This window comes from Pseudomonas sp. BYT-1 (assembly GCF_023611805.1).
Classification (GTDB): domain Bacteria; phylum Pseudomonadota; class Gammaproteobacteria; order Pseudomonadales; family Pseudomonadaceae; genus Aquipseudomonas; species Aquipseudomonas guariconensis.
The window spans coordinates 5,174,355-5,199,896 of the sequence record NZ_CP072559.1; the positions used below are offsets into that span (position 1 = coordinate 5,174,355).

The 25,542-nt window shown below is 63.0% G+C and carries 24 protein-coding genes; 10 read left to right on the forward strand and 14 right to left on the reverse strand.

Going from position 1 to position 25,542, the window contains the following annotated elements; translation table 11 throughout:
• The first annotated feature begins 59 nt into the window (after positions 1-59).
• On the forward strand, positions 60-1,352 hold the full coding sequence (gene gbca, locus J5X93_RS24250) for a glycine betaine monooxygenase oxygenase subunit (protein ID WP_250034156.1): 1,293 nt from the start codon (positions 60-62) through the stop codon (positions 1,350-1,352).
• 760 nt (positions 1,353-2,112) lie between these two features.
• Here the strand turns inward: gbca and etfB are convergent.
• The 6 genes from etfB to J5X93_RS24280 form a co-directional block, all read right to left on the reverse strand.
• Positions 2,113-2,883 carry an electron transfer flavoprotein subunit beta gene (etfB, locus tag J5X93_RS24255; RefSeq protein ID WP_043211085.1) on the reverse strand — a complete coding sequence of 257 codons (771 nt, stop codon included), beginning with the start codon at positions 2,881-2,883 and terminating at the stop codon, positions 2,113-2,115.
• A gap of 10 nt (positions 2,884-2,893) precedes the next feature.
• Entirely contained in the window at positions 2,894-4,126 is a 1,233-nt protein-coding gene (gene etfA, locus J5X93_RS24260) for an electron transfer flavoprotein subunit alpha (protein ID WP_043211083.1), read from the reverse strand.
• Positions 4,126-6,078 (reverse strand): dimethylglycine demethylation protein DgcB, encoded by a 1,953-nt coding sequence (gene dgcB, locus J5X93_RS24265; protein ID WP_090346333.1) that lies wholly within the window; start codon positions 6,076-6,078, stop codon positions 4,126-4,128. Before dgcB ends, etfA begins: the two co-directional genes overlap by 1 nt.
• A 177-nt stretch (positions 6,079-6,255) precedes the next feature.
• Entirely contained in the window at positions 6,256-8,316 is a 2,061-nt protein-coding gene (gene dgcA / locus J5X93_RS24270; protein ID WP_043211079.1) for a dimethylglycine demethylation protein DgcA, read from the reverse strand.
• 15 nt (positions 8,317-8,331) lie between these two features.
• Positions 8,332-8,862: a DUF5943 domain-containing protein gene (locus J5X93_RS24275; RefSeq protein ID WP_043211077.1), complete on the reverse strand. Its 531-nt coding sequence runs from the start codon at positions 8,860-8,862 to the stop codon at positions 8,332-8,334.
• A 77-nt stretch (positions 8,863-8,939) separates the two neighbouring features.
• On the reverse strand, positions 8,940-9,917 hold the full coding sequence (locus J5X93_RS24280; protein ID WP_043211075.1) for a dipeptidase: 978 nt from the start codon (positions 9,915-9,917) through the stop codon (positions 8,940-8,942).
• A gap of 275 nt (positions 9,918-10,192) precedes the next feature.
• On the opposite strand from J5X93_RS24280, the gene J5X93_RS24285 reads away from it, so the two are divergent.
• Entirely contained in the window at positions 10,193-10,594 is a 402-nt protein-coding gene (locus tag J5X93_RS24285; RefSeq protein WP_043211074.1) for a lysozyme inhibitor LprI family protein, read from the forward strand.
• Between the two features lie 48 nt (positions 10,595-10,642).
• On the opposite strand, the gene J5X93_RS24290 is transcribed toward J5X93_RS24285, so the two are convergent.
• Positions 10,643-11,587 carry a GlxA family transcriptional regulator gene (locus J5X93_RS24290; RefSeq protein ID WP_043211072.1) on the reverse strand — a complete coding sequence of 315 codons (945 nt, stop codon included), beginning with the start codon at positions 11,585-11,587 and terminating at the stop codon, positions 10,643-10,645.
• A gap of 146 nt (positions 11,588-11,733) precedes the next feature.
• Between J5X93_RS24290 and choX the strand changes: the two genes are divergently transcribed.
• The 5 genes from choX (at position 11,734) to J5X93_RS24315 (ending at position 15,813) form a co-directional block, all read left to right on the forward strand.
• Positions 11,734-12,678, forward strand: coding sequence for a choline ABC transporter substrate-binding protein (choX, locus tag J5X93_RS24295; RefSeq protein ID WP_043211069.1), 945 nt, complete (start codon positions 11,734-11,736; stop codon positions 12,676-12,678).
• A 164-nt stretch (positions 12,679-12,842) separates the two neighbouring features.
• Positions 12,843-13,727 (forward strand): 3-dehydrocarnitine:acetyl-CoA trimethylamine transferase CdhC, encoded by an 885-nt coding sequence (gene cdhC, locus J5X93_RS24300; protein WP_043211067.1) that lies wholly within the window; start codon positions 12,843-12,845, stop codon positions 13,725-13,727.
• An 18-nt stretch (positions 13,728-13,745) separates the two neighbouring features.
• Complete coding sequence (locus J5X93_RS24305) at positions 13,746-14,711, forward strand: L-carnitine dehydrogenase (protein ID WP_043211065.1); 966 nt, start codon at positions 13,746-13,748, stop codon at positions 14,709-14,711.
• 10 nt (positions 14,712-14,721) lie between these two features.
• Entirely contained in the window at positions 14,722-15,192 is a 471-nt protein-coding gene (locus J5X93_RS24310) for a thioesterase family protein (protein WP_090346338.1), read from the forward strand.
• Between the two features lie 363 nt (positions 15,193-15,555).
• Positions 15,556-15,813, forward strand: a complete 258-nt coding sequence (locus J5X93_RS24315; RefSeq protein ID WP_043211060.1) for a hypothetical protein — start codon at positions 15,556-15,558, stop codon at positions 15,811-15,813.
• Positions 15,814-15,903: 90 nt separating this feature from the next.
• On the opposite strand, the gene gbdR is transcribed toward J5X93_RS24315, so the two are convergent.
• A complete protein-coding gene (gene gbdR / locus J5X93_RS24320) occupies positions 15,904-17,010 on the reverse strand; it encodes a choline metabolism transcriptional regulator GbdR (protein ID WP_043211058.1) in 1,107 nt (368 codons plus the stop codon).
• A 389-nt stretch (positions 17,011-17,399) separates the two neighbouring features.
• Positions 17,400-18,776, reverse strand: a complete 1,377-nt coding sequence (locus J5X93_RS24325) for an L-serine ammonia-lyase (protein WP_043211056.1) — start codon at positions 18,774-18,776, stop codon at positions 17,400-17,402.
• A gap of 442 nt (positions 18,777-19,218) precedes the next feature.
• On the opposite strand from J5X93_RS24325, the gene J5X93_RS24330 reads away from it, so the two are divergent.
• From J5X93_RS24330 to choV, 3 genes are all read left to right on the forward strand, one after another.
• A complete protein-coding gene (locus J5X93_RS24330) occupies positions 19,219-20,166 on the forward strand; it encodes a choline ABC transporter substrate-binding protein (RefSeq protein WP_043211054.1) in 948 nt (315 codons plus the stop codon).
• Positions 20,167-20,256: 90 nt separating this feature from the next.
• A complete protein-coding gene (gene choW, locus J5X93_RS24335; protein WP_177343688.1) occupies positions 20,257-21,105 on the forward strand; it encodes a choline ABC transporter permease subunit in 849 nt (282 codons plus the stop codon).
• On the forward strand, positions 21,102-22,280 hold the full coding sequence (gene choV / locus J5X93_RS24340) for a choline ABC transporter ATP-binding protein (RefSeq protein WP_043211048.1): 1,179 nt from the start codon (positions 21,102-21,104) through the stop codon (positions 22,278-22,280). Before choW ends, choV begins: the two co-directional genes overlap by 4 nt.
• Before the next feature lie 123 nt (positions 22,281-22,403).
• Here choV and hisF read toward each other — a convergent pair whose 3' ends face one another.
• From hisF to hisB, 5 genes are read right to left on the reverse strand one after another with little or no spacing between them, the layout of a single operon-like run.
• Complete coding sequence (hisF, locus tag J5X93_RS24345) at positions 22,404-23,174, reverse strand: imidazole glycerol phosphate synthase subunit HisF (RefSeq protein ID WP_090346344.1); 771 nt, start codon at positions 23,172-23,174, stop codon at positions 22,404-22,406.
• A 9-nt stretch (positions 23,175-23,183) separates the two neighbouring features.
• Positions 23,184-23,921, reverse strand: a complete 738-nt coding sequence (gene hisA, locus J5X93_RS24350; RefSeq protein WP_043211043.1) for a 1-(5-phosphoribosyl)-5-[(5-phosphoribosylamino)methylideneamino]imidazole-4-carboxamide isomerase — start codon at positions 23,919-23,921, stop codon at positions 23,184-23,186.
• A 27-nt stretch (positions 23,922-23,948) separates the two neighbouring features.
• Positions 23,949-24,209 carry a DUF2164 domain-containing protein gene (locus tag J5X93_RS24355; RefSeq protein WP_043211041.1) on the reverse strand — a complete coding sequence of 87 codons (261 nt, stop codon included), beginning with the start codon at positions 24,207-24,209 and terminating at the stop codon, positions 23,949-23,951.
• Complete coding sequence (hisH, locus tag J5X93_RS24360) at positions 24,210-24,848, reverse strand: imidazole glycerol phosphate synthase subunit HisH (RefSeq protein WP_043211039.1); 639 nt, start codon at positions 24,846-24,848, stop codon at positions 24,210-24,212. It abuts the gene before it with no gap.
• Positions 24,848-25,441, reverse strand: a complete 594-nt coding sequence (hisB, locus tag J5X93_RS24365) for an imidazoleglycerol-phosphate dehydratase HisB (protein ID WP_043211130.1) — start codon at positions 25,439-25,441, stop codon at positions 24,848-24,850. Before hisB ends, hisH begins: the two co-directional genes overlap by 1 nt.
• Between the last annotated feature and the right edge of the window lie 101 nt (positions 25,442-25,542).

The following is a 25,542-nucleotide window of genomic DNA, read 5'->3' on the forward strand; positions in this document are numbered from 1 at the left end:
CAAACCACAACAACGATTAGCCACTTTCGCCGGCCGCATACGGCCCTGAGGACCAAACGATGGACGTCACCGCAACCCTGAGCCTGGGCGATCCACTGGAAGCTGCACGCAAGGCCACCGCCGAGATGCTGCAGACCCGCGAGCGCACCTACTCGCTGCCCCAGCCTTTCTACACCGACGAGCGTCTGTTCCAGATCGACATGCAGGAGATCTTCCACAAGGAGTGGTTGATCGCCGGCATGACGTGCGAGATTCCGACCAAGGGCAACTTCCTGACCCTGCAGATCGGCAAGAACCCGATCATCGTTATCCGTGGCGCCGAAGGCCAAGTGCATGCGTTCCACAACGTCTGCCGTCACCGCGGTTCGCGCCTGTGCACCAGCGACAAGGGCAAGGTGGCCAAGCTGGTCTGCCCATACCACCAGTGGACCTATGAAATCGACGGTCGCCTGCTGTTCGCCGGCACCGAGATGGGCGCCGACTTCGACATGAAGCAGTACGGCCTCAAGCCAGTGCACGTAAAGACCGCCGGTGGCTATATCTTCATCAGCCTGGCCGAGAACCCGCCAGCGATCGACGAGTTCCTGGCAACGCTCGATCACTACATGGAACCGTACGACATGGAGAACACCAAGGTGGCGGTGCAGACCACCTTGATGGAAAAAGCCAACTGGAAGCTGGTGTTGGAGAACAACCGTGAGTGCTATCACTGCAACGGTTCGCACCCTGAGCTGCTCAAGACACTGCTGGAGTGGGACGATACCAACGACCCACGCGCCGACCAGGCGTTCAAGGATCACGTCGCCGCCTCCGCTGCAGCCTGGGAAGCCGAGAAGATCCCGTACCTGCACAAGAGCCATGGCCTGCGTAACCGCATCGTGCGCATGCCGCTGCTCAAGGGCACCGTGTCCATGACCATGGACGGCAAGCAGGCGTGCAAGAAACTGATGGGCCGCATCAAGAACCCGGACCTGGGCTCGATGCGTATCCTGCACCTGCCGCACTCCTGGAACCACTGCATGGGCGACCACATGATCGTGTTCACCGTGTGGCCCATCAGCGCCCAGGAAACCATGGTCACCACCAAGTGGCTGGTGCACAAGGATGCCGTCGAAGGTGTCGACTACGACCCGGAAAACATGCGCAAGGTCTGGGACGCCACCAACGACCAGGACCGCAGTTTGGCTGAAGAGAACCAGCGCGGCATCAATTCCACCGCCTACCAGCCCGGCCCGTACTCCAAGACCTACGAGTTCGGCGTGGTCAACTTCATCGACTGGTACTCCCAGCGCGTGCTGAACAACCTGGGGGCGGAGCCAGCGCCGTACCTGAAGGAAGTCAAAGCGCAGTAAGGCATCGACGCGAAACGAAAAGAGCAGCCAGGTGGCTGCTCTTTTTTTTTTGCTCGAATCGGGCCAACAGCACAGTCCGGTCATGAAGAGCGATGATCAATTCTTGATCAACCTTCCCCCAGCCAAGGCCTCCCAAGGCCTGCAGCCACCGACCAACATTTTATCCACAGCCTGGCGCACAGTATTTGTGGAAACGTGGGCCGAGCAGTAGCCGGACGCTTTGATCATTATTTGACCATTCCTCTACAAGCCTTTGATTACAAGGGCTCTAGCGTTCGCCGAACACGTTGTCCACAGAGCGGCCAACAGACTTTGTGGGCAGTATGCAGGCGTGCGGCCAATGCCTGTGGATAGACCTCCAGAGCGCCCGACACAAACGTGCTGCACAGCCGTTTCGCAGCCATTGATCAATTATTGACCAAACCTCTGCAGCCCAGGCAGATCAAGGGATTGCGCCGCTACCAAACAGATTATCCACAGAGACGCCAACAGCGATTGTGGGCAACCTGGGCCGCTTGGAATGAAAAGACGTGTGGCGTTGATCGGCTGGGGTGGTCAAATAACAACCAGCTCTCTGCAGGCTTGATATGACGGGGCCTGTAGAGAGGCGCGAACACTTTATCAACAGGTTGGCAAACAGATTCGGTGTGTAAAAACCTAAGGGTCGCTGACCAAGTCTGCGAAGGGCTGCGAAACACCATGAAAAAAGCCCACTCTGCAGGCCATGCAACGTGGGCTTTGGCTCTTGAACGGGCAAGCGCTAGCGCAGCACCCCTTCTTCCACCAGCAGCTTCAGGATCGCCTCGGCGCCTTCTTGTGGAGAAACATCCTTGAGCACCTTGCCGCCCCCACCGCTGGCCTTGGCCGTAGCGGCTTTCATGCGGTCGGCGCCACTCTTGGCCTTGATCACCTTCAGCCGCTTGGGCCGTGGACGGGCCGGCTGCAGCTCGGCATCGGCCAGCAGTTCATCCTCGACCACCGCCACGTTGCGCGCCGCCAATACGCCCCGGCGCGCGGGGCCAAAGGCGCTCTGGCGTGGCTTGGGCGCCGCGTTATCCACAGTCGCCAAGAGCGGCAGGCGCACCTTCAGCCGACGCCGCTGCCCACGTGGCAAGGCCTGTAGGACTTGCGCGGTGCCGTTGTCGATGGACTCGACCTCAGCCAAGCCCACCACCAGTGGCCAGCCCAGGCGCTCGGCCAGCAAGAACGGCAACATGCCCGAGCCTTCGCCGGTTTCCGCCTGGCTGCCGGTCAGCACCAGTTGTGCCCCGGCGTCGCGCAGGTAATCGCCCAGCACGCCAAGCACATCGGCACCTGCCGGCTGCTCCAGCACATCCAGATGATCCAGGCCCATGCCCAGGTATGCGCGCAGCGCTTCCTCGCGAGGATCGCCGGCATGCACCACCTGCAAGTTATCCCCAGCCAGCTGCAAACCCAGCTCGACGGCACGTGAGTCCTGCTCGGCACGACGGGTGCGGCCGGAGCTGGGGTGAGCGCCGATGGAGACCAGGCTGATGACTTTCGTACTCATGCTCGTGCCCTTATGCCGCGTCGCGCTGACCGGCGCTGCGGTAGTTGTCCACAGCCTCGATCAACGCCTGGAGAATCGCCGAACTGTCGCCAATCACCGACAGGTCCGCCCGTTTGATCATGTCGCAGCCTGGGTCCATGTTCACCGCCACCACCTTGTCGCAGGCGCCGATGCCCTGCAGGTGCTGGATCGCCCCGGAGATACCCACAGCCACATAGACACGTGCCGTGACCCAGGTACCGGTGGCACCCACCTGGCGGTTGCGGGGCATGAAACCATCGTCCACCGCCACCCGCGAAGCGCCTTCGGTAGCACCGAGGGCGGCGGTCGCCTTGTGGAACAGATCCCAATCCTTGACGCCGTTGCCGCCGGAGACGATGAACTCCGATTCGGCCATGGCGATGGCCGCAGGATCCACCGCCACCGGGCCCAGGTCTTCGATACGCGACAGGCTGCGCGCCACGCTTGTGGACAACTCCACCGGCAGCGCTTCGTGACGGGTTTCGCTGACCGGGTCGGAGCATTCGGCCGCCGCCAGGATCAGGCGCGGCAAACCGCGCTGCAGGTCCTGCTGGCCCGCCCCGGCTCGGCCGATGCACTGGCCGTCCTTGACTTGCCATACCCGCGTCGCCGGGCGTTCGCCCAACGCGGCGGCCAGGCGCCGGCCGAGCTCGCCACCACCGGTGCGGCTGTCTGGCAGCAGCCAGTGGCGCGGGGTGAACTGGTTATCCACAGCGCGCAGACCCTGCACCAACTGCTCCGGTGCATAACCTTCGAACGCTTCGCCTTCGATGACCAGCAACCGGTCGACGCCGGCTGTGGAAAAGTTGCTTTCCTTGTGTTCGCCGAACACGATCGCCAGGACGGCGCCGTCGCTGCCGGCCAGGCTGTGGGCCAGGCCCAGCAGGTCGCGGTCGTGGCTGCCCAGGCGACCACCGACCATGTCCGGAACCACGGCGATATAGAACGCCGGCTGCGCGACCTGATGCAGCGGCAGCTGCACCTCGGCCGCTGCAGTGCGGCGACCGCCGCCAGCGGTGCCCTGTTGGGCGCCGCTTCGGTCGATGCGCTTGAGGCCGTTGGGGCCGATGAAGCCGGCGGCGATCGCATGGGGGTTCTTGCGGATGAGGCCGTTGGGCCCCATCCAGCGGGTCTGTTGCGTCTGCATCGCCGCGTGCAGCGGATGCAGACGGTTACGGGCGATCCACTCGGCACGAGGGTCGCGGCGGATGATGTCGCTCATCAGTGCACCTCCGCAGGTTCACGTTTGGCCGCTTGGGATTTGGCGCTGGCAGGAGCGTCGTCCTCGATCAGCACGTCGGCGACGAGCTCGGCGATGTCCTTGATCTGCGGACGGGGTTCGACCACGCCTTCGAGCATCGCGGTGCACTGTGGGCAACCCACGGCCACCAGCTCTGCCTCGGTCGTGCGGATGTCGTCCATGCGCATGTCAGGGATACGCTGCTTGCCCGGGATGTCGGTGATCGGCGCACCGCCGCCACCGCCACAGCAACGGGAGCGGAAGCCGGAGCGTTCCATCTCGCGAACCTCGATGCCGAGGGCCTTGAGCACATCGCGAGGCGCCTCGTACTCGCCGTTGTAACGGCCCAGGTAGCACGGATCGTGATAGGTGACGCTGCCACCCTTGTGCTGGCCCAGGTTGAGCTTGTTGGCCGCAATGAGTTCGGCGATGTAGGTGCTGTGGTGCTGTACCTGGTACTCACCGCCCAAGGCGCCGTACTCGTTCTTCAGCACATGGAAGCTATGCGGGTCGCAGGTGACGATGCGCTGGAAGCGGTACTTGTTCAGTGTCTGGATGTTGCGCTTGGCCAGTTGCTGGAAAGTCGCCTCATCGCCCAGCCGGCGCGCCACGTCGCCGCTGTCACGCTCTTCCAGGCCGAGCACGGCGAAGTCCACACCGGAGGCCTTGAGGACTTTGACGAAGGCCCGCAGGGTGCGCTGGTTGCGCATGTCGAAGGCACCATCACCGACCCAGAACAGCACCTCGGTGCTCTTGACCTCGGACATCAGCTTGAGATTGAGGTCGGCCGCCCAGTTCATCCGACCGCCTGGGTTGAAGCCGCCAGGGTTGTCGGTGGCGATCAGGTTGTCCAGCACCTCGGCGCCCTTGTTCGGGGTCGCGCCTTTTTCCAGGGTCAGGTGACGGCGCATGTCGACGATGGCATCGACGTGCTCGATCATCATCGGGCATTCCTCGACGCAGGCGCGGCAGGTGGTGCACGACCACAGGGTCTCGGCGTCGACCAGGCCATTGACGATCGGCTGATGCGGGTGACCGCCATGCTCGCCGATCGGCTTGCCCGGATAAGGGCTGCCGGCGAACTGTGCGTCGGTGCCACCGGCAAGACCAATGACCATGTCCTGGATGAGTTTTTTCGGGTTCAGCGGCTGGCCGGCGGCGAATGCAGGGCACATCGCCTCGCACTTGCCGCACTGCACGCAGGCATCGAAGCCGAGCAGTTGGTTCCAGGTGAAGTCCACGGGTTTTTCCACGCCCAGCGGCGCGTTCGGGTCTTCCAGGTCCAGCGGCTTGAGGCCGGTGGAGCGACCACCACCGAAACGCTCGGCGCGGCGGTGCCAGGCCAGGTGCAGGGCACCGGCGAAGGCGTGCTTCATCGGGCCGCCCCAGGTCATGCCGAAGAACAGTTCCGACACGCCCCACAGCACGCCCACGCCCAGCACGGCGACCAGCAGCCAACCACCAGTACCTTCAGGCAGGATGCCGGCAACAGGCAGCGTGGCGATGAAGAAGCTCGCGGCGAACACCAGCAAGCTCTTGGGCAGGCGCATCCACGGCCCCTTGGACAGGCGCGAAGGTGGGTTCAGGCGACGCTTGAAGACGAACAGGGCGCCACAGAACATCAGCACCGTGGCGGCCAGCAAGGCATAGCCGAGGATCTTGCTCTGCAGGCCAAAGCCATGGACCAGGATCGCCAGCACGGCCGACAGCACGAAGCCGCCGGCGGTGGCCACGTGGGTCTTGGACATGTACTTGTCGCGCTCGACCACATGGTGCAGATCCACCAGATAGCGCCGCGGCATGGCCAGCAGGCCGCCGATCAGGTTGACCTTCGAAGGTCGACCACGCCGCCACATGCGCACCCGGCGCAGGGCGCCGAGCACCGCCAGGCCAAGGGCAGCGAACAGCAGGATGGGTAGAAGGGTGTTCAACATGGGAGGCTCCCACAACAGCTGGATTCTTGCACCGCCCTGGCGGCTGGATCGGCCCCTTGTGGGAGCGGGTTTACCCGCGAATGCGTCAGATCAGACAACCATGTTGCTCGTGCTGACGCTTTCGCGGGTAAACCCGCTCCCACAGGGGCCGCGCTCAGTGGCGACGACTGTTAACGATCAGAAGTCCTTGCACAGGCGCAAGGCGTCGTAGATCGCCGCGTGGACGTTACGCTGGGCCACGCAGTCGCCGATGCGATACAGCAGGTAGCCCTCGCCCGGCTGGCTGAGGATCGGCTGCGGCTTGATGGCGAACAGCGCTTCGATATCGATCTGGCCCTTGTTGCGCGAACCTTCCTTCAGTGCGTAGTACAGCTGCTCGTCGGGACGCACGCCGTTTTCCACCACCACTTGGTCGACCACGCGCTCTTCCTTGGCGCCGGTGTATTCGTTCTCCAGCACCGCCACCAGCTTGTCGCCTTCGCGGTAGACCTTTTCCAGCATCATGTCGCCGGTCATGATCACTTCTTTGGGGTAGATGCTGCGGTAGTAGGTCGGGAAGGTGGTACCGCCCATCGCGACGCCCGGCTTGATGTCATCGGTGACGATCTCCACCTGGCTGCCCTTGTCGGCGATGAAGTCGGCGACGGACATACCGGTGAATTCGCAGATGGTGTCGTACACCAACACGTTCTTGCCCGGCGCAACCTTGCCGTCGAGCACATCCCAGCTGCTGACCACCAGCCCTTCGGCGGCGCCCCAGTGTTCGTTCTGCTCCAGGAACGAGTGCCCGCCCACAGCCAGCACGACCACGTCCGGACGCAGGTCCATGATGGTTTCGGCATCAGCGGCGGTGCCCAGGCGCAAGTCGACCTTCAGACGCGCCAGCTCCAGCTGGTACCAGCGGGTGATACCGGCGATCTGGTCGCGCTGCGGTGCCTTGGCGGCGATGGTGATCTGCCCGCCGATCTGGTCCTTCTTCTCGAACAGGGTCACATCGTGGCCACGCTCGGCGGCCACGCGTGCGGCCTCCATACCGGCAGGACCGGCACCGACCACCACCACCTTGCGCTTGGGCCCGGTAGTCTTTTCGATGATGTGCGGCACGCCCATGTATTCACGGGAGGTCGCGGCGTTCTGGATGCACAGTACGTCCAGGCCTTGGTACTGGCGGTCGATGCAGTAGTTGGCACCGACGCACTGCTTGATCTGGTCGATCTGGCCCATCTTGATCTTGGCGATCAGGTGCGGGTCGGCCATGTGGGCGCGGGTCATACCGACCATGTCCACGTAGCCGCCTTCCAGGATGCGGGTCGCCTGGTTCGGGTCCTTGATGTTCTGCGCGTGCAGCACCGGGACCTTGACCACTTCCTTGATGCCGGCCGCCAGGTGCAGGAACGGCTCCGGCGGGTAGCTCATGTTCGGGATGACGTTGGCCAGGGTGTTGTGGGTGTCGCAACCCGAGCCGACCACGCCGATGAAATCGATCATGCCGGTGGCGTCGTAGTAGGCGGCGATCTGCTTCATGTCCTCGTGGCTCAGGCCATCGGGATGGAATTCGTCACCACAGATACGCATGCCCACGCAGAAGTCAGGGCCTACCTCGGCACGCACGGCCTTGAGCACTTCCAGGCCGAACTTCATGCGGCCTTCGAAGGTACCGCCCCATTCGTCGGTACGCTTGTTGACCCGCGGGCTCCAGAACTGGTCGATCATGTGCTGGTGCACAGCCGACAGCTCGACGCCGTCCAGTCCACCTTCCTTCGCCCGGCGTGCGGCCTGGGCGTAGTTGCCGATCACACGCCAGATCTCTTCGACCTCGATAGTCTTGCAGGTAGCGCGGTGCACGGGTTCACGAATGCCAGACGGCGACATCAGGGTCGGCCAGTTGAAGCCGTCCCAACGCGAACGACGACCCATGTGGGTAATCTGGATCATGATCTTGGCGCCATGCTTGTGCATGGCGTCGGCCAGGTTCTGGAAGTGCGGGATGATCCGGTCGGTGGACAGGTTCACCGAAGACCACCATTCCTGCGGGCTGTCGATCGCCACCACGGACGAGCCACCGCAGATGGCCAGGCCGATGCCGCCCTTGGCCTTCTCTTCGTAATACTTGACGTAACGCTCGGTGGTCATGCCGCCGTCGGTGGCGTAGACCTCGGCGTGCGCGGTGCTGAGCACGCGGTTGCGGATGGTCAGTTTGCCGATCTGGATCGGCTGGAACATTGCTTCGAATGCCATGACGCTCTCTCCGACTTACAACGGCTTGACGATGAACAGGCCGTCGTCGTGGCCTTCTTCCGAACCACCGTAGACCTGCTCGGCCACGGTCCGAATGGAGCTGCCGCGCGCGGCGAGAATCTGATCCATGGCGCCAGCGAACCAGCCGGTGAACATGTAGTCGACCTTGCGGCCGCACTTGCCATAGACGTAGACGAAAGCCGAATGCTTGAGCTTGACGCTGCAGGTGCCTTTATCCAGGTCGATGTCCTGGATCTCGAACAGGCCCCAACCACGCTGGGACAGGCGCTTCATGTAGTGCTCGAACACCGCGACGCCTTCCAGGCCATGGCACTCGGCCTCTTTTTCGCACCAGTGCCAGGCGGACTTGTAACCGGCCTTGTAGAGGATCTCGGCGTAGGCGTCAGCGCCCAGCACTTCCTCGATGCCGATGTGGTTGTTGACGAAGAAATGACGCGGCACATACAGCATCGGCAGGGCGTCGGTGGTCCAGACACCAGTCTCGGTATCGACTTCGATTGGCAATTGCGGGGCGATCTTGGCCATGGAAACTCAACTCCATCAAAATTTTTATTGGGTTGCCCCGACGTTGCTGGCCGGGGCTTTCAGGCTTGGAGAGCGGCTTACTCGCCCCAGACGTCTTTCAATACGTTTACCCAGTTCTCACCCATGATCTTGCGTACCACACGCTCGGAGTGGCCGCGCTTGAGCAAGGTCTCGGTGAGGTTCGGGAATTCGCCGACAGTGCGGATCCCCAGCGGGTTGATGATCTTGCCGAAGTTGGTCAGGCGACGGGCGTACCCCTTGTCGTGGGTCAGGTACTCGAAGAACTCCTGGCCGTGGCCCTGGGTGAAGTCGGTACCGATACCGATGGCGTCTTCACCGACGATGTTCATGGTGTACTCGATCGCCTCGGCGTAGTCGTCGATGGTCGAGTCGATGCCTTTGGCCAGGAACGGCGCGAACATGGTCACACCCACGAAACCACCGTGGTCGGCGATGAACTTCAGCTCTTCGTCGGACTTGTTGCGCGGGTGCTCTTTGAGGCCCGAAGGCAGGCAGTGGGAGTAGCAGACCGGCTTCTTCGACTCGAGGATGACTTCCTCGCTGGTCTTGGAGCCGACGTGGGAGAGGTCGCACATGATGCCGACGCGGTTCATCTCGGCGACGATCTCGCGACCGAAGCCCGACAGGCCACCATCACGCTCGTAGCAGCCGGTGCCTACCAGGTTCTGGGTGTTGTAGCACATCTGCACGATGCCAACGCCCAACTGCTTGAACACATCGACGTAGGCGATCTGGTCTTCGAACGCATGGGCGTTCTGGAAGCCGAACAGGATGCCGGTCTTGCCCAGCTCCTTGGCCTTGCGGATATCGGCGGTGGTGCGCACCGGCATGACCAGGTCGCTGTTCTCGCGGATCAGCTTCTGACTGGCGGCGATGTTGTCGACAGTCGCCTTGAAGCCTTCCCAGACCGATACCGTGCAGTTGGCCGCGGTGAGGCCACCTTTGCGCATGTCCTCGAACAGTTCGCGGTTCCACTTGGCAATGATCAGACCGTCGATGACGATGCTGTCGGCGTGCAGTTCGGCTGGGCTCATCAGGCTGTCCCCTTTTATAGAGTTCGCTTGCGCCAAACCTTGTGCCGGCGCTTTGGGGCCAGCATATGCCTGCGGCCCGAGGCGCCCCGATGCAAAAACGACAGGGGGTTTGCCGAAAGCGTCAAGACGTTCAAAGGCCTCCGCTGCCGCGGGATTTGGCAATGAGAGCGAGTCTCGATAAGCGCCTTCCATGAACTTTTCTTCAGGGATCTACCGCAGCGCTTCGCGCTGAGCGAGAATCCCTGCGATTCGTCAGCCTGTTGAGGAGAAAACGGATGAAATCAATGGCATGGCTGGCCCTGGTGGCCGTCGCCCTGGGCGCCCAGGCGAGCGAGGAAGACAGCACGCCCTGCGACAACGTCGAGACCGACGCGCAGAACTACGCCTGCGCTGCCTACAACAAGCAGACCGCCGAGCGGGAGCTCAAATCGGCCTTTGACGATCTCATCCAGCGCATTACCGACCAATACCCGGACGAAAACGACAAGGTCCAGCAATTGACCGCCCGCCTGCAGGCAGCCGAGACCCTGTGGACCCAATTGCGCGACGCCGACTGCAAAGTCGAGACCTTTGCCGAGAAGCCCGGCAGCAAGGCCTTCGAGGCAGCCTGGAACACCTGCGTGGCCCAGCGCAGCGATGACCGTTCCGAGTACTTGCAGTCCATCGGACAGCAGTGATCCTGGGGCCGCTGCGCGGCCCTGGGTTGAGCGGTCACAATCCCGAGATCAGGTCACCTTGACCAACCGATCCTCCCGCGGACATCGCTCGAACCGCGCCCGATAGCAACGGGTGAAATACGACGCCGACTCGAATCCACAGGCGATGCTCACCTCCAGCACGCTCATGTCGGTCTGGCGTAACAGCTGCCTGGCCTTGTCCAGGCGCAGTCGCAAATAGAAACCACTGGGCGTGTCGTCCAGGTGCAGGCGGAACAGTCGCTCCAGCTGACGCCGGGTGATCTGCACGGCATCGGCCAGGACCTCGGTATTGAGCGGCTGCTCGGTGTTGCGCTCCATCTCGCCGATCACCCGCACCAGCTTCTTGTTGTTGATGCCGTAGCGCGACGCGATCTGCATGCGCTGGTGATCCTGTCGCGGACGGATACGTCCGAGCACGAACTGCTCCGACACCTGCACCGCCAATTCACTGCCATGGGTCTGGGCGATCAGGTCGAGCATCAGGTCGATGGACGCGGTGCCGCCGGCGCAGGTGATGCGTCGTCGATCGATTTCGAACAGCTCCTGGGTGGCCTGCAACCTGGGGTAGCGCTCCTTGAAGGCTTCCAACGCCTCCCAATGCACGGTCGCCCGGTGCCCATCGAGCAGCCCGGCTTCGGCCAGCACCATCGCCCCGGTATCGATGCCACCCAGCAACACGCCTTCATGGTCCAGACGGCGCAGCACTTGGTGCAATTGCGCGCCATAGCAGGCCAGTGGTTCGAAGCCGGCCACGATCAGCAGCATGCGCGCCGCCTCCCCCTCCCCCAGCACGCCATCGGCGTTCACCGACATGCCGTTGCTGGCCTGCACTGCACCGCCATCGAGGCTCAACACGCGCCAGCGGTACAGCGGGCCACGGAAGCGGTTGGCCACGCGCAGAGGCTCCAGGGCACTGATGAAGCCCATTGCCGAAAAGCCGGGCAACAGCAGAAAGTGAATGATTTCAGACATTGCATGCTCCACGGGAAAAGTGGTCGCTTCCGTGCAACTCTTGGTCGTCAGAGTGCGAATTTCCACCCCGCCACCAGCGTAGCGTGTTCACACGGCCCGCAGAGGCCGGCCCCAATAACAATATGCACTGCCGTTGGAGAGCCACCATGCACAGCTTCATCCGCCGCAGCTTGTTGTCCCTCGCGTTGAGCAGCACCCTCGCCACTCCCCTCCTGGCCGCCGAGCCCGCCGCCTGCAAAGACGTGCGCCTTGGCGTGGTCAACTGGACCGATGTCATCGCCACCAGCGCCATGGCCCAGGTCCTGCTCGATGGGTTGGGTTACCAGACCAAACAGACCAGCGCGTCGCAGCAGATCATCTTCGCCGGTATCCGCGACAAGCGCCTGGACATGTTCCTGGGCTACTGGAACCCGATCATGACCCAGACCATCACACCGTTCGTCCAGGCCGGGCAGGTCAAGGTCCTCGACAAGCCCAGCCTGGAAGATGCGCGAGCCACCCTGGCGGTACCGAAATACCTGGCCGACAAGGGCCTGAAGACGTTCGCCGACATCCACAAGTTCGAGAAGGAGCTGGGCGGCAAGATCTACGGCATCGAGCCCGGCTCCGGCGCCAACACCCAGATCAAAGCGATGATCGCCAAGAACCAGTTCGGCCTGGGCAAGTTCCAGCTGGTCGAGTCCAGCGAGGCCGGCATGCTCGCCGCCGTCGACCGCGCCGTGCGGCGCAAGCAGGCGGTGGTGTTCTTCGGCTGGGCGCCGCACCCAATGAACGTGAACCTCGACATGGTCTACCTGGGCGGCAGCCAGGACGCCCTGGGCCCTGACGAAGGCCGCGCCACGGTCTGGACCGTCACCGCGCCCGACTACGCCGAGCGCTGCCCCAACGCCCACCGGCTGCTGGCCAACCTGAGTTTCAGTGCCGAGGACGAGAGCCGCATGATGCAGCCGCTGCTCGATCACAAGGATCCGCTGGAATCCGCCCGCCAGTGGCTCAAGGACCACCCCGAGGACAAGGCACGCTGGCTCGAAGGCGTGACCACCTTCGACGGCAAGCCGGCGGCTGAGAACCTGAGTCTCAGCGCCAACTGACTCTACCGGTTCGCGGGTAACCCGCTCCCCACAACACACGATGCTGCGCCTGTGGAAGCGAGGTTGCCCCGCGCCCCCAGGGCTCACCTAGGCCCAATGGGAGCGGGTCCACCCGCGAAAGCCACACCACCGACCTCACAGACATACCCTGAAGGATCCGCGCCATGAACCATGACGTCATCATCACCTGTGCACTGACCGGCGCCGGCGACACCGTCGCCAAGAGCCACCTCGTCCCGGTCACACCCAAACAGATCGCAGAGTCCGCCATCGAAGCCGCCAAGGCCGGCGCCACCGTGGTCCACTGCCACGTCCGCGATCCACAGACTGGCCGCTTCAGCCGCGACGTGGCGTTGTACCGCGAAGTGATGGAGCGCATTCGTGAAGCCGATGTGGACGTGATCGTCAACCTCACCGCCGGCATGGGTGGCGATCTGGAGATCGGCCCTGGCGAAAAGCCCATGGAATTCGGCCCAGGCACCGACCTGATCGGCCCGCTGGAGCGCCTGGCACACGTCGAGGCCCTGCTCCCGGAAATCTGCACCCTGGACTGCGGCACGCTCAACTTCGGCGATGGCAACGCCATCTACGTCTCGACCCCGAGCCAACTGCGTGCCGGCGCCAAGCGCATCACCGAACTGGGCGTGAAAGCCGAACTTGAAATCTTCGACACCGGCCACCTGTGGTTCGCCAAGCAGATGATGAAAGAAGGCCTGCTGGACGATCCGCTGTTCCAGCTGTGCCTGGGCATCCCATGGGGCGCGCCAGCCGACACCACCACCATGAAGGCCATGGTCGACAACCTGCCCGCCGGCGTGACCTGGGCCGGTTTCGGTATCGGCCGCATGCAGATGCCGATGGCGGCCCAGGCTGTGCTGCTCGGCGGCAACGTGCGGGTCGGCCTGGAAGACAACCTCTATCTGGACCGTGGCGTGCTGGCCAGCAACGGCCAGTTGGTCGAACGCGCGGTGGAGATCATCACCCGCATGGGCGCTCGCGTCCTGACCCCGGCCGAAGGCCGCGAAAAAATGAACCTCAAACGCCGCTGAGCCCCCCGGAGAATCGCCATGACCTTCATCACCGAGATCAAGACCTTCGCCGCCCTCGGTAGCGGCGTGATCGGCAGCGGCTGGGTTGCCCGCGCCCTGGCCCACGGCCTGGACGTGATCGCCTGGGACCCAGCCCCAGGCGCCGAGCAGGCCTTGCGCAAACGTATCGCCAATGCCTGGCCAGCCTTGGAAAAACAAGGCCTGGCGCCAGGCGCCTCACAAGATCGCCTGCGGTTCGTGGCCACCATCGAGGAATGCGTACGTGATGCCGATTTCATCCAGGAAAGCGCCCCGGAGCGTCTGGACCTGAAGCTCGACCTGCACGCCAAGATCAGCGCCGCGGCCAAGCCCAACGCGATCATCGGCTCCAGCACCTCGGGCCTGCTGCCCAGCGAGTTCTATGAGTCCGCCACACACCCCGAGCGCTGCGTGGTGGGCCACCCGTTCAATCCGGTGTATCTGCTGCCCTTGGTGGAAATCGTCGGTGGCCAGCACACCGCCCCCGAAGCCATCGAGGCGGCCAAGGCCATCTACACCGCCTTGGGCATGCGCCCGCTGCATGTGCGCAAGGAAGTGCCGGGCTTCATTGCCGACCGACTGCTTGAAGCGCTGTGGCGAGAGGCCCTGCACCTGGTCAACGACGGGGTGGCCAGCACCGGCGAGATCGACGATGCGATCCGCTTCGGCGCAGGCCTTCGCTGGTCGTTCATGGGCACCTTCCTCACCTATACCTTGGCCGGGGGCGACGCAGGCATGCGGCACTTCATGGCGCAGTTCGGCCCAGCGCTCAAGCTGCCCTGGACCTACCTGCCGGCGCCGGAGCTGACCGACAAGCTGATCGACGATGTGGTCGAGGGCACCTCGGAGCAACTGGGTGATCGCAGCATCGCCGCGCTGGAACGCTACCGGGATGACACCCTGCTCGCTGTGCTCGACGCAGTGAAGAACAGCAAGGCCCGCCACGGCATGGCCTTCGGCGATTGAGGAAACGGCAATGCCTGCACTGATCACCTACCGCACCCCCGTCCAGGAAGACTGGGTCGACTACAACGGGCATCTGCGCGATGCCTATTACCTGCTGATCTTCAGCTACGCCACCGATGCGCTGATGGAGCGCATCGGCCTGGATGCCGACAGCCGCGGGCAAAGCGGCAATTCGCTGTTCACCCTGGAGGCGCACATCAACTACCTGCACGAAGTGAAGCTGGGCACCGAGGTGTGGGTGCAGACGCAGATCATCGGCTTCGATCGCAAGCGCCTGCACCTGTACCACAGCCTGCACCGGGCGGGGTTCGACGAGGCCCTGGCGGCCAGCGAACAGATGCTCCTGCACGTGGACCTGGCGGGGCCGAAATCGGCACCGTTCAGTGAACGCAGCGCAGGCCTGCTTCAGGGGTTGGTGGATGAGCAACGGGACCTGCCAGCGGCAGCGTTTGTCGGGCGGGTGATGCAACTGCCTGGCTGAAACACGTCCCTTGTGGCTACTGCACCCCCTATCGGGGGACAAGCCGCTCCTTCCGGTCCAGGAGGAGCGGCTTGTCCCGCGAGGGTTTCCCGCAGGCAAAAAAATAACCCCGGAAAGCCGTGAGCATCCGGGGCCAAGAGAGCGAGCAACATCCACTTTGCACGAGTGAGGGTGACCAAACCCTCGTTTGCCGTGAATGCGTCCAGTGTGGGGCAGCCCGGGTTGCTGGATTTAGCCGGGAACGACCTGTTCTTAGCCAAAGAAGCCATTGCGACATTCTGTCCTTGCCGCCCTGTCGGCTTGGTCAGAGAATCGGTTGCAGATCACAGCAGCACTCTCTTAGCGATAAAAGGGACAACAGCCATGATGCATGCGGATTTGATTGATCAGGAAGACCTGCTGGGCCAACTGCGCTCCAGGGGCTTCGAAATTCCGGCGGGCGCCAGTGCCGAGCAGGCCTGCGAGGCCGTGGTGCGGGGGCTGACCGAGCCCAACGCACGCGCGCTCAAAGGCATGGTCGAGCAGATGTACACCGGCAGCGCCACCATCCTCCCGGCCGTGCGCCAGGCCATCGAGAAGCAGCTGCTGCCAGCATTGGCAGAGTTCAAGAACCGCGCCTGACTGCAGAATCGCTTCGCGGATCGACCCGCTCCCGCAGGGCTCGACATGATCCCTGTGGGAACGGGTTTATCCGCGAAGCGGCAATGCTTGTCAGAGCCTTACGCTGGCAAACGTCGACTCGTTGCGCGCCTGGCTCAGCGAAGCCATCGGACCGCTGTGCGGGGTCAGTGCCATGGCCTGCGGGATCGGCATCATCGCCACCTGCTGGGCGGTATTGGAGCCCACGCGCTCGTCACGCGGCGGAATACCGAAGTACTCGCGATAGCACTTGGAGAAGTGCGGCGTGGAAACGAACCCGCACACCGAAGCCACTTCGATGATCGACATCGGCGTCTGCTTGAGCAGCTGCCGCGCGCGGATCAGGCGCAGCTTGAGGTAGTACCGCGACGGCGAGCAGTGCAGGTACTTCTGGAACAGCCGCTCGAGCTGGCGCCGCGACACCGATACATACACCGCCAGTTCATCCAGATCGATTGGCTCTTCCAGGTTCGCCTCCATCAGCGCGACGATCTCCTGCAGCTTCGGCTGGTTGGTGCCGAGCATGTGCTTGAGCGGCACGCGCTGGTGGTCCTGTTCGTTGCGGATGCGCTCGTAGACGAACATCTCGGAGATCGCCGCCGACAGCTCACGGCCATGGTCACGGCTGATCAGGTGCAACATCATGTCCAGCGGCGCGGTGCCGCCGGAGCTGGTGAAACGGTTACGGTCCAGGGTGAACAGGCGGGTGCTCATGTTCACCCGCGGGAAGGCTTCCTGCATCGCAGCAAGACACTCCCAATGCACGCTGCAATCGAAGCCATCGAGCAGCCCGGCACACGCCAGCGCCCAGCTACCGGTACATACCGCGCCAAGGCGACGCGACTGACGCGCCTGGGCTTGCAGCCAGGTGACGTGCTCGCGGGTGACGGTGCGCTGGATGCCGACACCACCGCAGACGATCACGGTGTCCATCGGCGGCGCGCTGTGCATGGCCGCGTCCGGCGTGATCTGCAGACCGTCGCTGGCCCAGACCTGACCACCATCGACGGTCAGGGTGTGCCAACGGTACAGCTCACGGCCGGAGAGTTGATTGGCCATGCGCAGCGGCTCGACGGCGGATGCGAGGGAAATCAGGGTGAAATTATCCAGCAGGAGAAACCCGATGGACTGGGGAGCTGTGCGGTTCTGGGTTGGGGTCCCGGAGGTGTACGACGTCATCGCGATTTCTCCTCACACAATGCAGGGTGTGCCTCAGGCTGGCACTGTTTTATTGTCATGGCCCCAGTTCGTATGCAGGGGCTTTGCCAACTACAACGCAAAGGTCGTGCCTGAAATTGAACGACCATTCAAAAAAAACCAAAAACGACGTCGTGTCAGGGCTGTCAGAGCTTTTCCATCAGATTTGTAGGAAAACGCGAACAGGCGCGCTAGCGCCTTTGCGTGTAACCCCTGAGCAGTTAAGTAGCACTTTTGGGAAGGATGCCCAGAAGCGACATCCATAAGTGTCACCGACAACGACACCTCTGGTAGCGACAACTGACAGCCGGTAGGGAACGATCGGTGCGCCAATTTGGGGCGCACCGACCGCAGAAGGGGCAAGAACGGCATCAGCACTCGATGGCGCTGACAGCCAGACCGCCGCGCGAGGTTTCCTTGTACTTGTCGTGCATGTCGGCCCCGGTATCACGCATGGTGCGAATCACCTGGTCGAGAGAGATGAAGTGCTCGCCGTCACCGCGCAGGGCCATCTGCACGGCGTTGATCGCCTTGACCGCAGCGATGGCATTGCGCTCGATGCACGGCACCTGGACCAGACCACCGACCGGGTCGCAGGTCAGGCCCAGGTTGTGTTCCAGAGCGATTTCGGCAGCATTTTCCAACTGCGGCGGGGTGGCGCCCAACACCTCCGCCAAGCCGGCTGCGGCCATGGCGCAGGCCGAACCGACTTCGCCCTGGCAACCGACCTCGGCACCGGAGATCGAAGCGTTCTTCTTGCACAGGATGCCCACCGCGGCAGCGCCGAGGAAGAAATCCACCACGTTGGATTCATCGACTGCATCCGAGAAACGCATGTAGTAGTGCAACACCGCCGGAATGATGCCCGCCGCGCCATTGGTAGGCGCAGTCACCATGCGCCCGCCCGCGGCGTTCTCTTCATTGACGGCCAGGGCGAACAGGTTGACCCACTCCATGGCGCTCATGGTCGAGCCAATCACATTGGGCTTGCCGAGCTCCTGCAGGCTGCGGTGCAGCTTGGCGGCACGGCGTCGCACGTTGAGCCCCCCAGGCAGGGTGCCCTCGTATTTGAGGCCGTTGTTCACGCATTCCTGCATGGCGTGCCAGAGCTTGAGCAGGCCAGCGCGGATTTCTTCCTCACTGCGCCAGGCCTTTTCGTTCTCCATCATCAATTGCGACACGCGCAGGTCGTTTTGCTTGCACAGGCTCAGCAGTTCGGCCGCGCTGTTGAAATCGTAGGGCAACACCGTCTCGTCAGCGTCCAGCACACCGCTGGCGGCCTGGGCGGCGTCGACCACGAAGCCCCCGCCGACCGAGTAGTAGGTGTCACGGTGCAGCTCACCTTGCGCGCCTTCGGCGATAAGGGTCATGGCGTTGGGGTGGTATGGCAGGTTCTCGTCGAGCAGCAGCATGTCGCGGCTCCAGACGAACTCGACCGGCAGGCGGCCATCGAGCTGCAAAGTGCTGGTTTCGCGCAATTCGGCGATGCGCGGGGCGATCACCGTGGGGTCGATGGAGTCGGGCCACTCACCCATCAGGCCCATGATGGTGGCATTGTCGGTGCCGTGGCCGACGCCGGTCGCCGACAGCGAGCCATACAACCGGACTTCCACTCGCCTGACCTGTTCCAGCTCGCCGCGCTGGCGCAGCCCTTGGACGAACAGGGCGGCGGCACGCATGGGGCCGACGGTGTGGGAGCTGGAAGGCCCGACACCGATCTTGAACAGGTCGAACACGCTGATGGCCATTGTCGAATCACCTCTTGATGGGCTTGTCTCCCCGCGGCGTATGGCGGGTTGCGCAACTGCTAGGCTGATACCGCGAGTTGCCACGAATGCACGCATCATCAGGCTTTTGCCCCACTACCCGCCGTCTGCAACCGACGTACTTTTGTCCAGCAACGCCGCCCGCTCCAGGCGCCTTGCGCGCCGCTTTCGAGGGGGCCGGTGACGTAAAAACGCAGGGTAGAGGGTGGAAAAATCCATATGCGACATTGCCCTTACTGGATGCGACCCGTCCTGTACTGGTTACGACCCCACCAGTAGGCGATTGCCGAACGCTGGGGGATTATCGAAAGCGACTCGTATTGCACGGCCTCGCATCCTGCCCTCTGCAGGCCTGGTCGACCGGAGCCTAGAGAAAGCCCGGCGCCCCGCGGGAAACCCGAAGAAAAATCACAGGAGTCCATCCATGAAAGGTTCACCCTCGCTCTTGCTGGTCGCGATGCTCGCAACACCTCTGCTGGCTCAGGCCGTGGAGCCCGAGCAGTGTCAGACGGTACGGTTCTCCGACGTCGGCTGGACCGACATCACCGTGACCACCGCCGTCACCAGCGTTGTACTCGAAGCCCTGGGCTACAAGACTCACACCACCATGATCTCGGTACCGGTGACCTACAAATCGCTGGCTGCCGGCAAGGACCTGGATGTGTTCCTCGGCAACTGGATGCCGACCATGGAGAACGACATCAAGCAGTACCGTGACGCCGGCACGGTCGAAACCGTGCGTGCCAACCTGGAGAACGCCAAGTACACCCTTGCCGTACCCCAAGCACTGTATGACAAGGGCCTCAAGGACTTCGCCGACATTCCCAAGTTCAAGAACGAACTGGGCGGCAAGATCTACGGCATCGAGCCGGGCAACGACGGCAACCGTACCATCCAGAGCATGATCGACAAGAACGCCTTTGGCCTGAAGGACGCCGGCTTCAAGCTGGTGCAGTCCAGCGAGGCAGGCATGCTGTCGCAGGTAGATCGCTCGCAGAAACGTGGCGAGGCGGTGGTGTTCCTGGGCTGGGAACCGCACCCGATGAACAAGCGCTTCAAGATGCAGTACCTGTCCGGCGGTGACGAGTTCTTCGGCCCCGAGTTCGGCAAGGCGACCGTGCTGACCAATACCCGCAAGGGCTATACGCAGGAATGCAGCAACGTCGGCCAACTGCTGAAGAACCTGTCGTTCACCCTGGACATGGAAAGCACCCTGATGGGCAATGTCCTGGACGACAAGATGAAACCCGATGCAGCCGCCAAGGCGTGGCTGAAGAACAACCCGCAAGTGCTCGACACCTGGTTGGCCGGAGTGACGACCGTGGATGGCAAACCCGGGCTGGAGGCGGCCAAGGCCAAACTGACGCAATAACAACAAGGATGCAGTAGCAATTGGCACTACCTCGGGGCAGGCCAACGCCCGCCCCGGACTGATTTCAATCTTTGCAGGTGGAAGCTCGCTATCATGCTTATCGATCAGAAAATACCTCTGGGGCAGTACATCGCCTCATTCGTCGAATGGTTGACCCAGAACGGCGCCAACTATTTCGACGCCATCGCCCAGGGCCTGGAATTCATGATCCATGGGGTCACCAGCGCCCTGACCTGGTTCAACCCCTACATCCTCATCGCCTTGTTCGCCGCCCTGGCGCACCTGATCCAGCGCAAATGGGCGCTGACGGCATTTGTCGCGCTGTCCTTCCTGCTGATCTTCAACCTCGGCTACTGGCAGGAAACCATGGAGACCCTGGCGCAGGTCACCTTCGCCACCGTGGTATGCGTGGCCATCGGCGTGCCGCTGGGCATCGTCGCTGCGCACAAGCCGATGTTCTACACCGCCATGCGTCCCGTCCTGGACCTGATGCAGACGGTGCCTACCTTCGTTTACCTGATCCCCACCCTGACCCTGTTCGGCCTGGGCGTGGTGCCAGGGTTGATCTCCACGGTGGTGTTCGCCATCGCCGCGCCGATCCGCCTCACCTACCTGGGTATCTGCGATGTGCCCCAGGAACTGCTCGACGCCGGTAAGGCCTTTGGCTGCTCGCGCCGCCAGCTGCTGACCCGCATCGAACTGCCCCATGCGATGCCCAGCATTGCCGCGGGCGTTACCCAATGCATCATGCTGTCGTTGTCGATGGTCGTGATCGCCGCCCTGGTGGGCGCTGACGGCCTCGGCAAACCTGTGGTCAACGCACTGAACACCGCCGATATCGCCCTGGGCTTCGAGGCGGGCCTGGCGATCGTGCTGCTGGCGATCATGCTGGACCGTATCTGCAAGCAACCGGAGCTGCCGGCACGAGGTGAGTCATGAGCATCATTCGTTTCGAAGACGTCGACGTCATCTTCTCCAACAAGCCACGCGAAGCGCTGGCGCTGCTGGACCAAGGCCAGACCCGCGAGCAGATCCTCAAGAAGACTGGCCTTGTGGTCGGCGTCGAGAAAGCCAACCTGGACATCAACAAAGGCGAGATCTGCGTGCTCATGGGCCTGTCCGGCTCGGGCAAGTCGAGCCTGCTGCGCTGCATCAACGGCCTGAATACCGTCAGCCGCGGCAAGCTGTTCGTCGAGCACGAAGGCAAGCACATCGACATCGCCCACTGCACCCCGGCGGAACTGAAGATGATGCGCACCAAGCGCATCGCCATGGTGTTCCAGAAGTTCGCCCTGATGCCCTGGCTGACCGTGCGCGAGAACATCAGCTTCGGCCTGGAAATGCAGGGCCGTCCCGAGAAAGAGCGGCGCAAGCTGGTCGATGAGAAGCTCGAGCTGGTGGGCCTGACCCAATGGCGCAACAAGAAGCCCGACGAGCTCTCCGGCGGCATGCAGCAGCGCGTGGGCCTGGCCCGGGCGCTGGCCATGGACGCAGACATCCTGCTGATGGACGAACCCTTCTCGGCCCTCGACCCGCTGATCCGCCAAGGCCTGCAGGACGAGTTGCTGGAGCTGCAGAACAAGCTGAGCAAGACCATCGTGTTCGTCAGCCACGACCTGGACGAGGCGCTCAAGCTGGGCAGCCGTATCGCCATCATGAAAGATGGCCGGATCATCCAGTACAGCAAGCCTGAAGAAATCGTCCTGAACCCGGCCGACGACTATGTACGCACCTTCGTGGCCCACACCAATCCGCTCAACGTGCTGTGCGGTCGCAGCCTGATGCGCAGCCTGGACAACTGCAAGCGGGTCAACGGCTCGGTATGCCTGGACCCAGGCGGTGATTCCTGGCTGGACCTGGGCGAAGGCAACTCGATCAAACGCGCCCGCCAAGGCCAGAACGGCCTGGACCTGCAGAACTGGGTACCGGGCCAGGATGTGGAAACCCTGGGCCGCAAACCGACCTTGGTCAATGCCAATATCGGCATGCGCGAGGCCTTGCAGATCCGCTACCACACCGGCAACAAGCTGGTGCTGCAGGAGAACGACAAGGTGGTGGGGATTCTCGGCGACAGCGAGCTGTATCACGCGCTGCTGGGCAAGAACCACGGGTAATGACAGGGGCCGCTGTGCGGCCCTGTCACGGCACAAGGCCGCTGCCACAGGGGAGGTATTGCACCCTCTCTGTGACAGCGGCCTTGTGTTTTTTCAGGAGGGCAAAGCCTTCCCGGCAGTGGTTCAGCGAACGACGATCCCGCGCGCAGCCATGTAGGCCTTGGCTTCCGGCACGGTGTACTCACCGAAGTGGAAGATGCTCGCCGCCAGCACCGCACTGGCATGGCCTTCCAGGATGCCGTCAGCCAGGTGTTGCAGGTTGCCGACACCACCCGAGGCGATCACCGGAATACCCACTGCATCGCTGATGGCCCGGGTCACGCCCAGATCGAAACCGCTCTTCATGCCGTCCTGGTCCATGCTGGTGAGCAGGATCTCACCGGCCCCCAGCCCTTCCATCTTCTTGGCCCAGGCCACTGCATCCAGACCGGTCGGCTTGCGCCCGCCATGGGTGAAGATCTCCCAACGCGGCGCCTCGCCGGGGCCGGAGACCTTCTTGGCGTCGATGGCGACGACAATGCACTGGGAACCGAAACGCTCGGCAGCCTCACCCACGAACTCGGGGTGGAACACTGCTGCGGTGTTGATCGACACCTTGTCGGCGCCGGCGTTGAGCAGGTTGCGGATGTCCTGCACGGTACGCACGCCACCGCCCACGGTCAGCGGGATGAACACCTGGCTGGCCATGCGCTCGACGGTGTGCAGGGTGGTGTCACGGCCATCGACACTGGCGGTGATGTCCAGGAAAGTGATCTCGTCAGCACCCTGCTCGTCGTAGCGACGCGCGATTTCCACCGGGTCGCCGGCATCGCGGATGTTCTCGAACTTGACGCCCTTGACCACCCGGCCGTTGTCCACGTCCAGGCAAGGGATGATGCGCTTGGCCAGTGCCATGTTCTGTCCTCAGCCTTGGTAGTTGTCGCAGAAGGCCTGGGCCTCAGCGACATCGAGGGTGCCTTCATAGATGGCGCGGCCGGTGATGGCACCGATGATGCCCGGGGTCTTGGCATCCAGCAGGGCCTTGATGTCGCCCAGGTTGTGGATGCCGCCGGACGCGATCACCGGAATCGACGTGGCTTCGGCCAGGGCCTTGGTGAAGGGCACGTTGCAGCCCTGCATCATGCCGTCCTTGGCGATGTCGGTGTAGACGATCGCCGAGACGCCATCGGCCTCGAAGCGCTTGGCCAGGTCGATGACCTGCACCGAGCTGACTTCGGCCCAACCGTCGGTGGCGACGAAGCCGTCCTTGGCATCCAGGCCAACGATGACCTTGCCTGGGAACGCCTTGCACGCCTCGGCGACGAATTCAGGCTGCTTGACCGCCTTGGTGCCGATGATGACGTAGCTCACGCCAGCCTTGACGTAGTGCTCGATGGTCTCCAGCGAGCGGATGCCGCCGCCGATCTGGATCGGCAGGTTCGGGTAGCGCTTGGCGATGGCAGTGACCACTTCGCCGTTGACCGGCTGGCCTTCGAAGGCGCCATTGAGGTCGACCAGATGCAGGCGACGGCAGCCACCCTCGACCCATTTGGCGGCCATGCTCACCGGGTCGTCGGAAAATACCGTGGAGTCTTCCATGCGGCCCTGGCGCAGACGCACGCAGGCACCGTCCTTCAGATCGATAGCGGGGATAATCAGCATCTTGGGAACCTGTCTAATCAGTGAAATTCAGGGCTTCTCGAGTGCCCACAGGTCGCTCTCGATGCTCTCGAACCGCTCCTTGAGGTGCAGCTGAACATCGGCAATCGCCCTGTTGTAGTAGTGAGGTGCAATTTCTTTGCTGAACAAATCGAGGACCTCGGCCACCTCGAACGACCCAAGCGTCAGCTCGAAGCGGTCTTCGAGAAAGCGCTTCAAGGTGTCGAGCGCCTGGCGCTCCTGCTCGGGCGCCAGGGTGATGATCGGGGCCTTGGTCCGCGATTTGCTCATTTACCAGCGTCCATCCCAGCTGACGAAGTTCTGCAGCAGTTGCAGGCCATGGGTATGGCTCTTCTCGGGATGGAACTGCACGGCGAAGCGCGAGCCCTCGGCCAGGGCCGCGGCGAAATCGACGCCGTAGTGGCCGCGGCCTGCAACCTGCCCAGGCTTGCCGGCATTGATGTAGTAGCTGTGCACGAAATAGAAGCGCGCGCGGTCGGGAATGTCATGCCACAGGGGATGGTCGATGGTCTGGCTGACTTCGTTCCAGCCCATGTGGGGCACCTTCAGGTGCTCGCCGTCTTCCTGCAGGTCTTTGCCGAAGAAACGCACCTGACCGGGGAACAGGCCGATGCAGTCGACGCCGTCGTTCTCCTCGCTGTGGTCCAGCAGGGCCTGCATGCCCACGCAGATACCGAGGAACGGACGGTCCTGGCTGACTTCACGCACCAGGCTGTCGAAGCCCAGGCGACGGATCTCGGCCATGCAGTCGCGGATCGCGCCAACGCCTGGGAACACCACACGGTCGGCCTCGCGGATCACGGCCGCGTCGCTGGTGACCAGCACCTTGCCAGCCCCCACATGCTCCAGGGCCTTGGCCACCGAGTGCAAGTTGCCCATGCCATAGTCGATTACGGCGACGGTCTGCATCACAGGCATCCCTTGGTGGAAGGCATCTGCCCGGCCATGCGCTCGTCCTGCTCGACGGCCATGCGCAGCGCGCGGCCAAAGGCTTTGAACACGGTTTCGATCTGGTGGTGGGTATTGTGACCACGCAGGTTGTCGATGTGCAGGGTCACCAGGGCATGGTTGACGAAGCCCTGGAAGAACTCCTGGAACAGGTCGACATCGAAGCCGCCCACGCTGGCGCGGGTGTACGGCACGTGCATCTGCAGGCCCGGACGGCCGGAGAAGTCGATGACCACACGCGAAAGCGCTTCGTCCAGCGGTACGTACGAATGACCGTAGCGACGGATGCCCTTCTTGTCACCGATGGCCTGGGCGAACGCCTGGCCGAGGGTGATGCCGACGTCTTCGACGGTATGGTGGTCGTCGATATGCAGGTCACCCTTGCACTCGATGTCCAGATCGATCAGCCCATGCCGGGCGATCTGGTCGAGCATGTGTTCGAGGAAAGGCACACCGATATCGAATCGGGCCTTGCCACTGCCATCGAGGTTGATCGAGGCTTTTACCTGGGTTTCCAGGGTATTGCGCTCGACGGAAGCCTTACGTTCGACCATCACCAGCTCCGCAAAATCATTGGGCGAAAAGGCTGCCATTATAGGCCCAGATCGCGCCCGCTTGGAACGCGGATGACATATGGCAATGTCGCATATGTGTA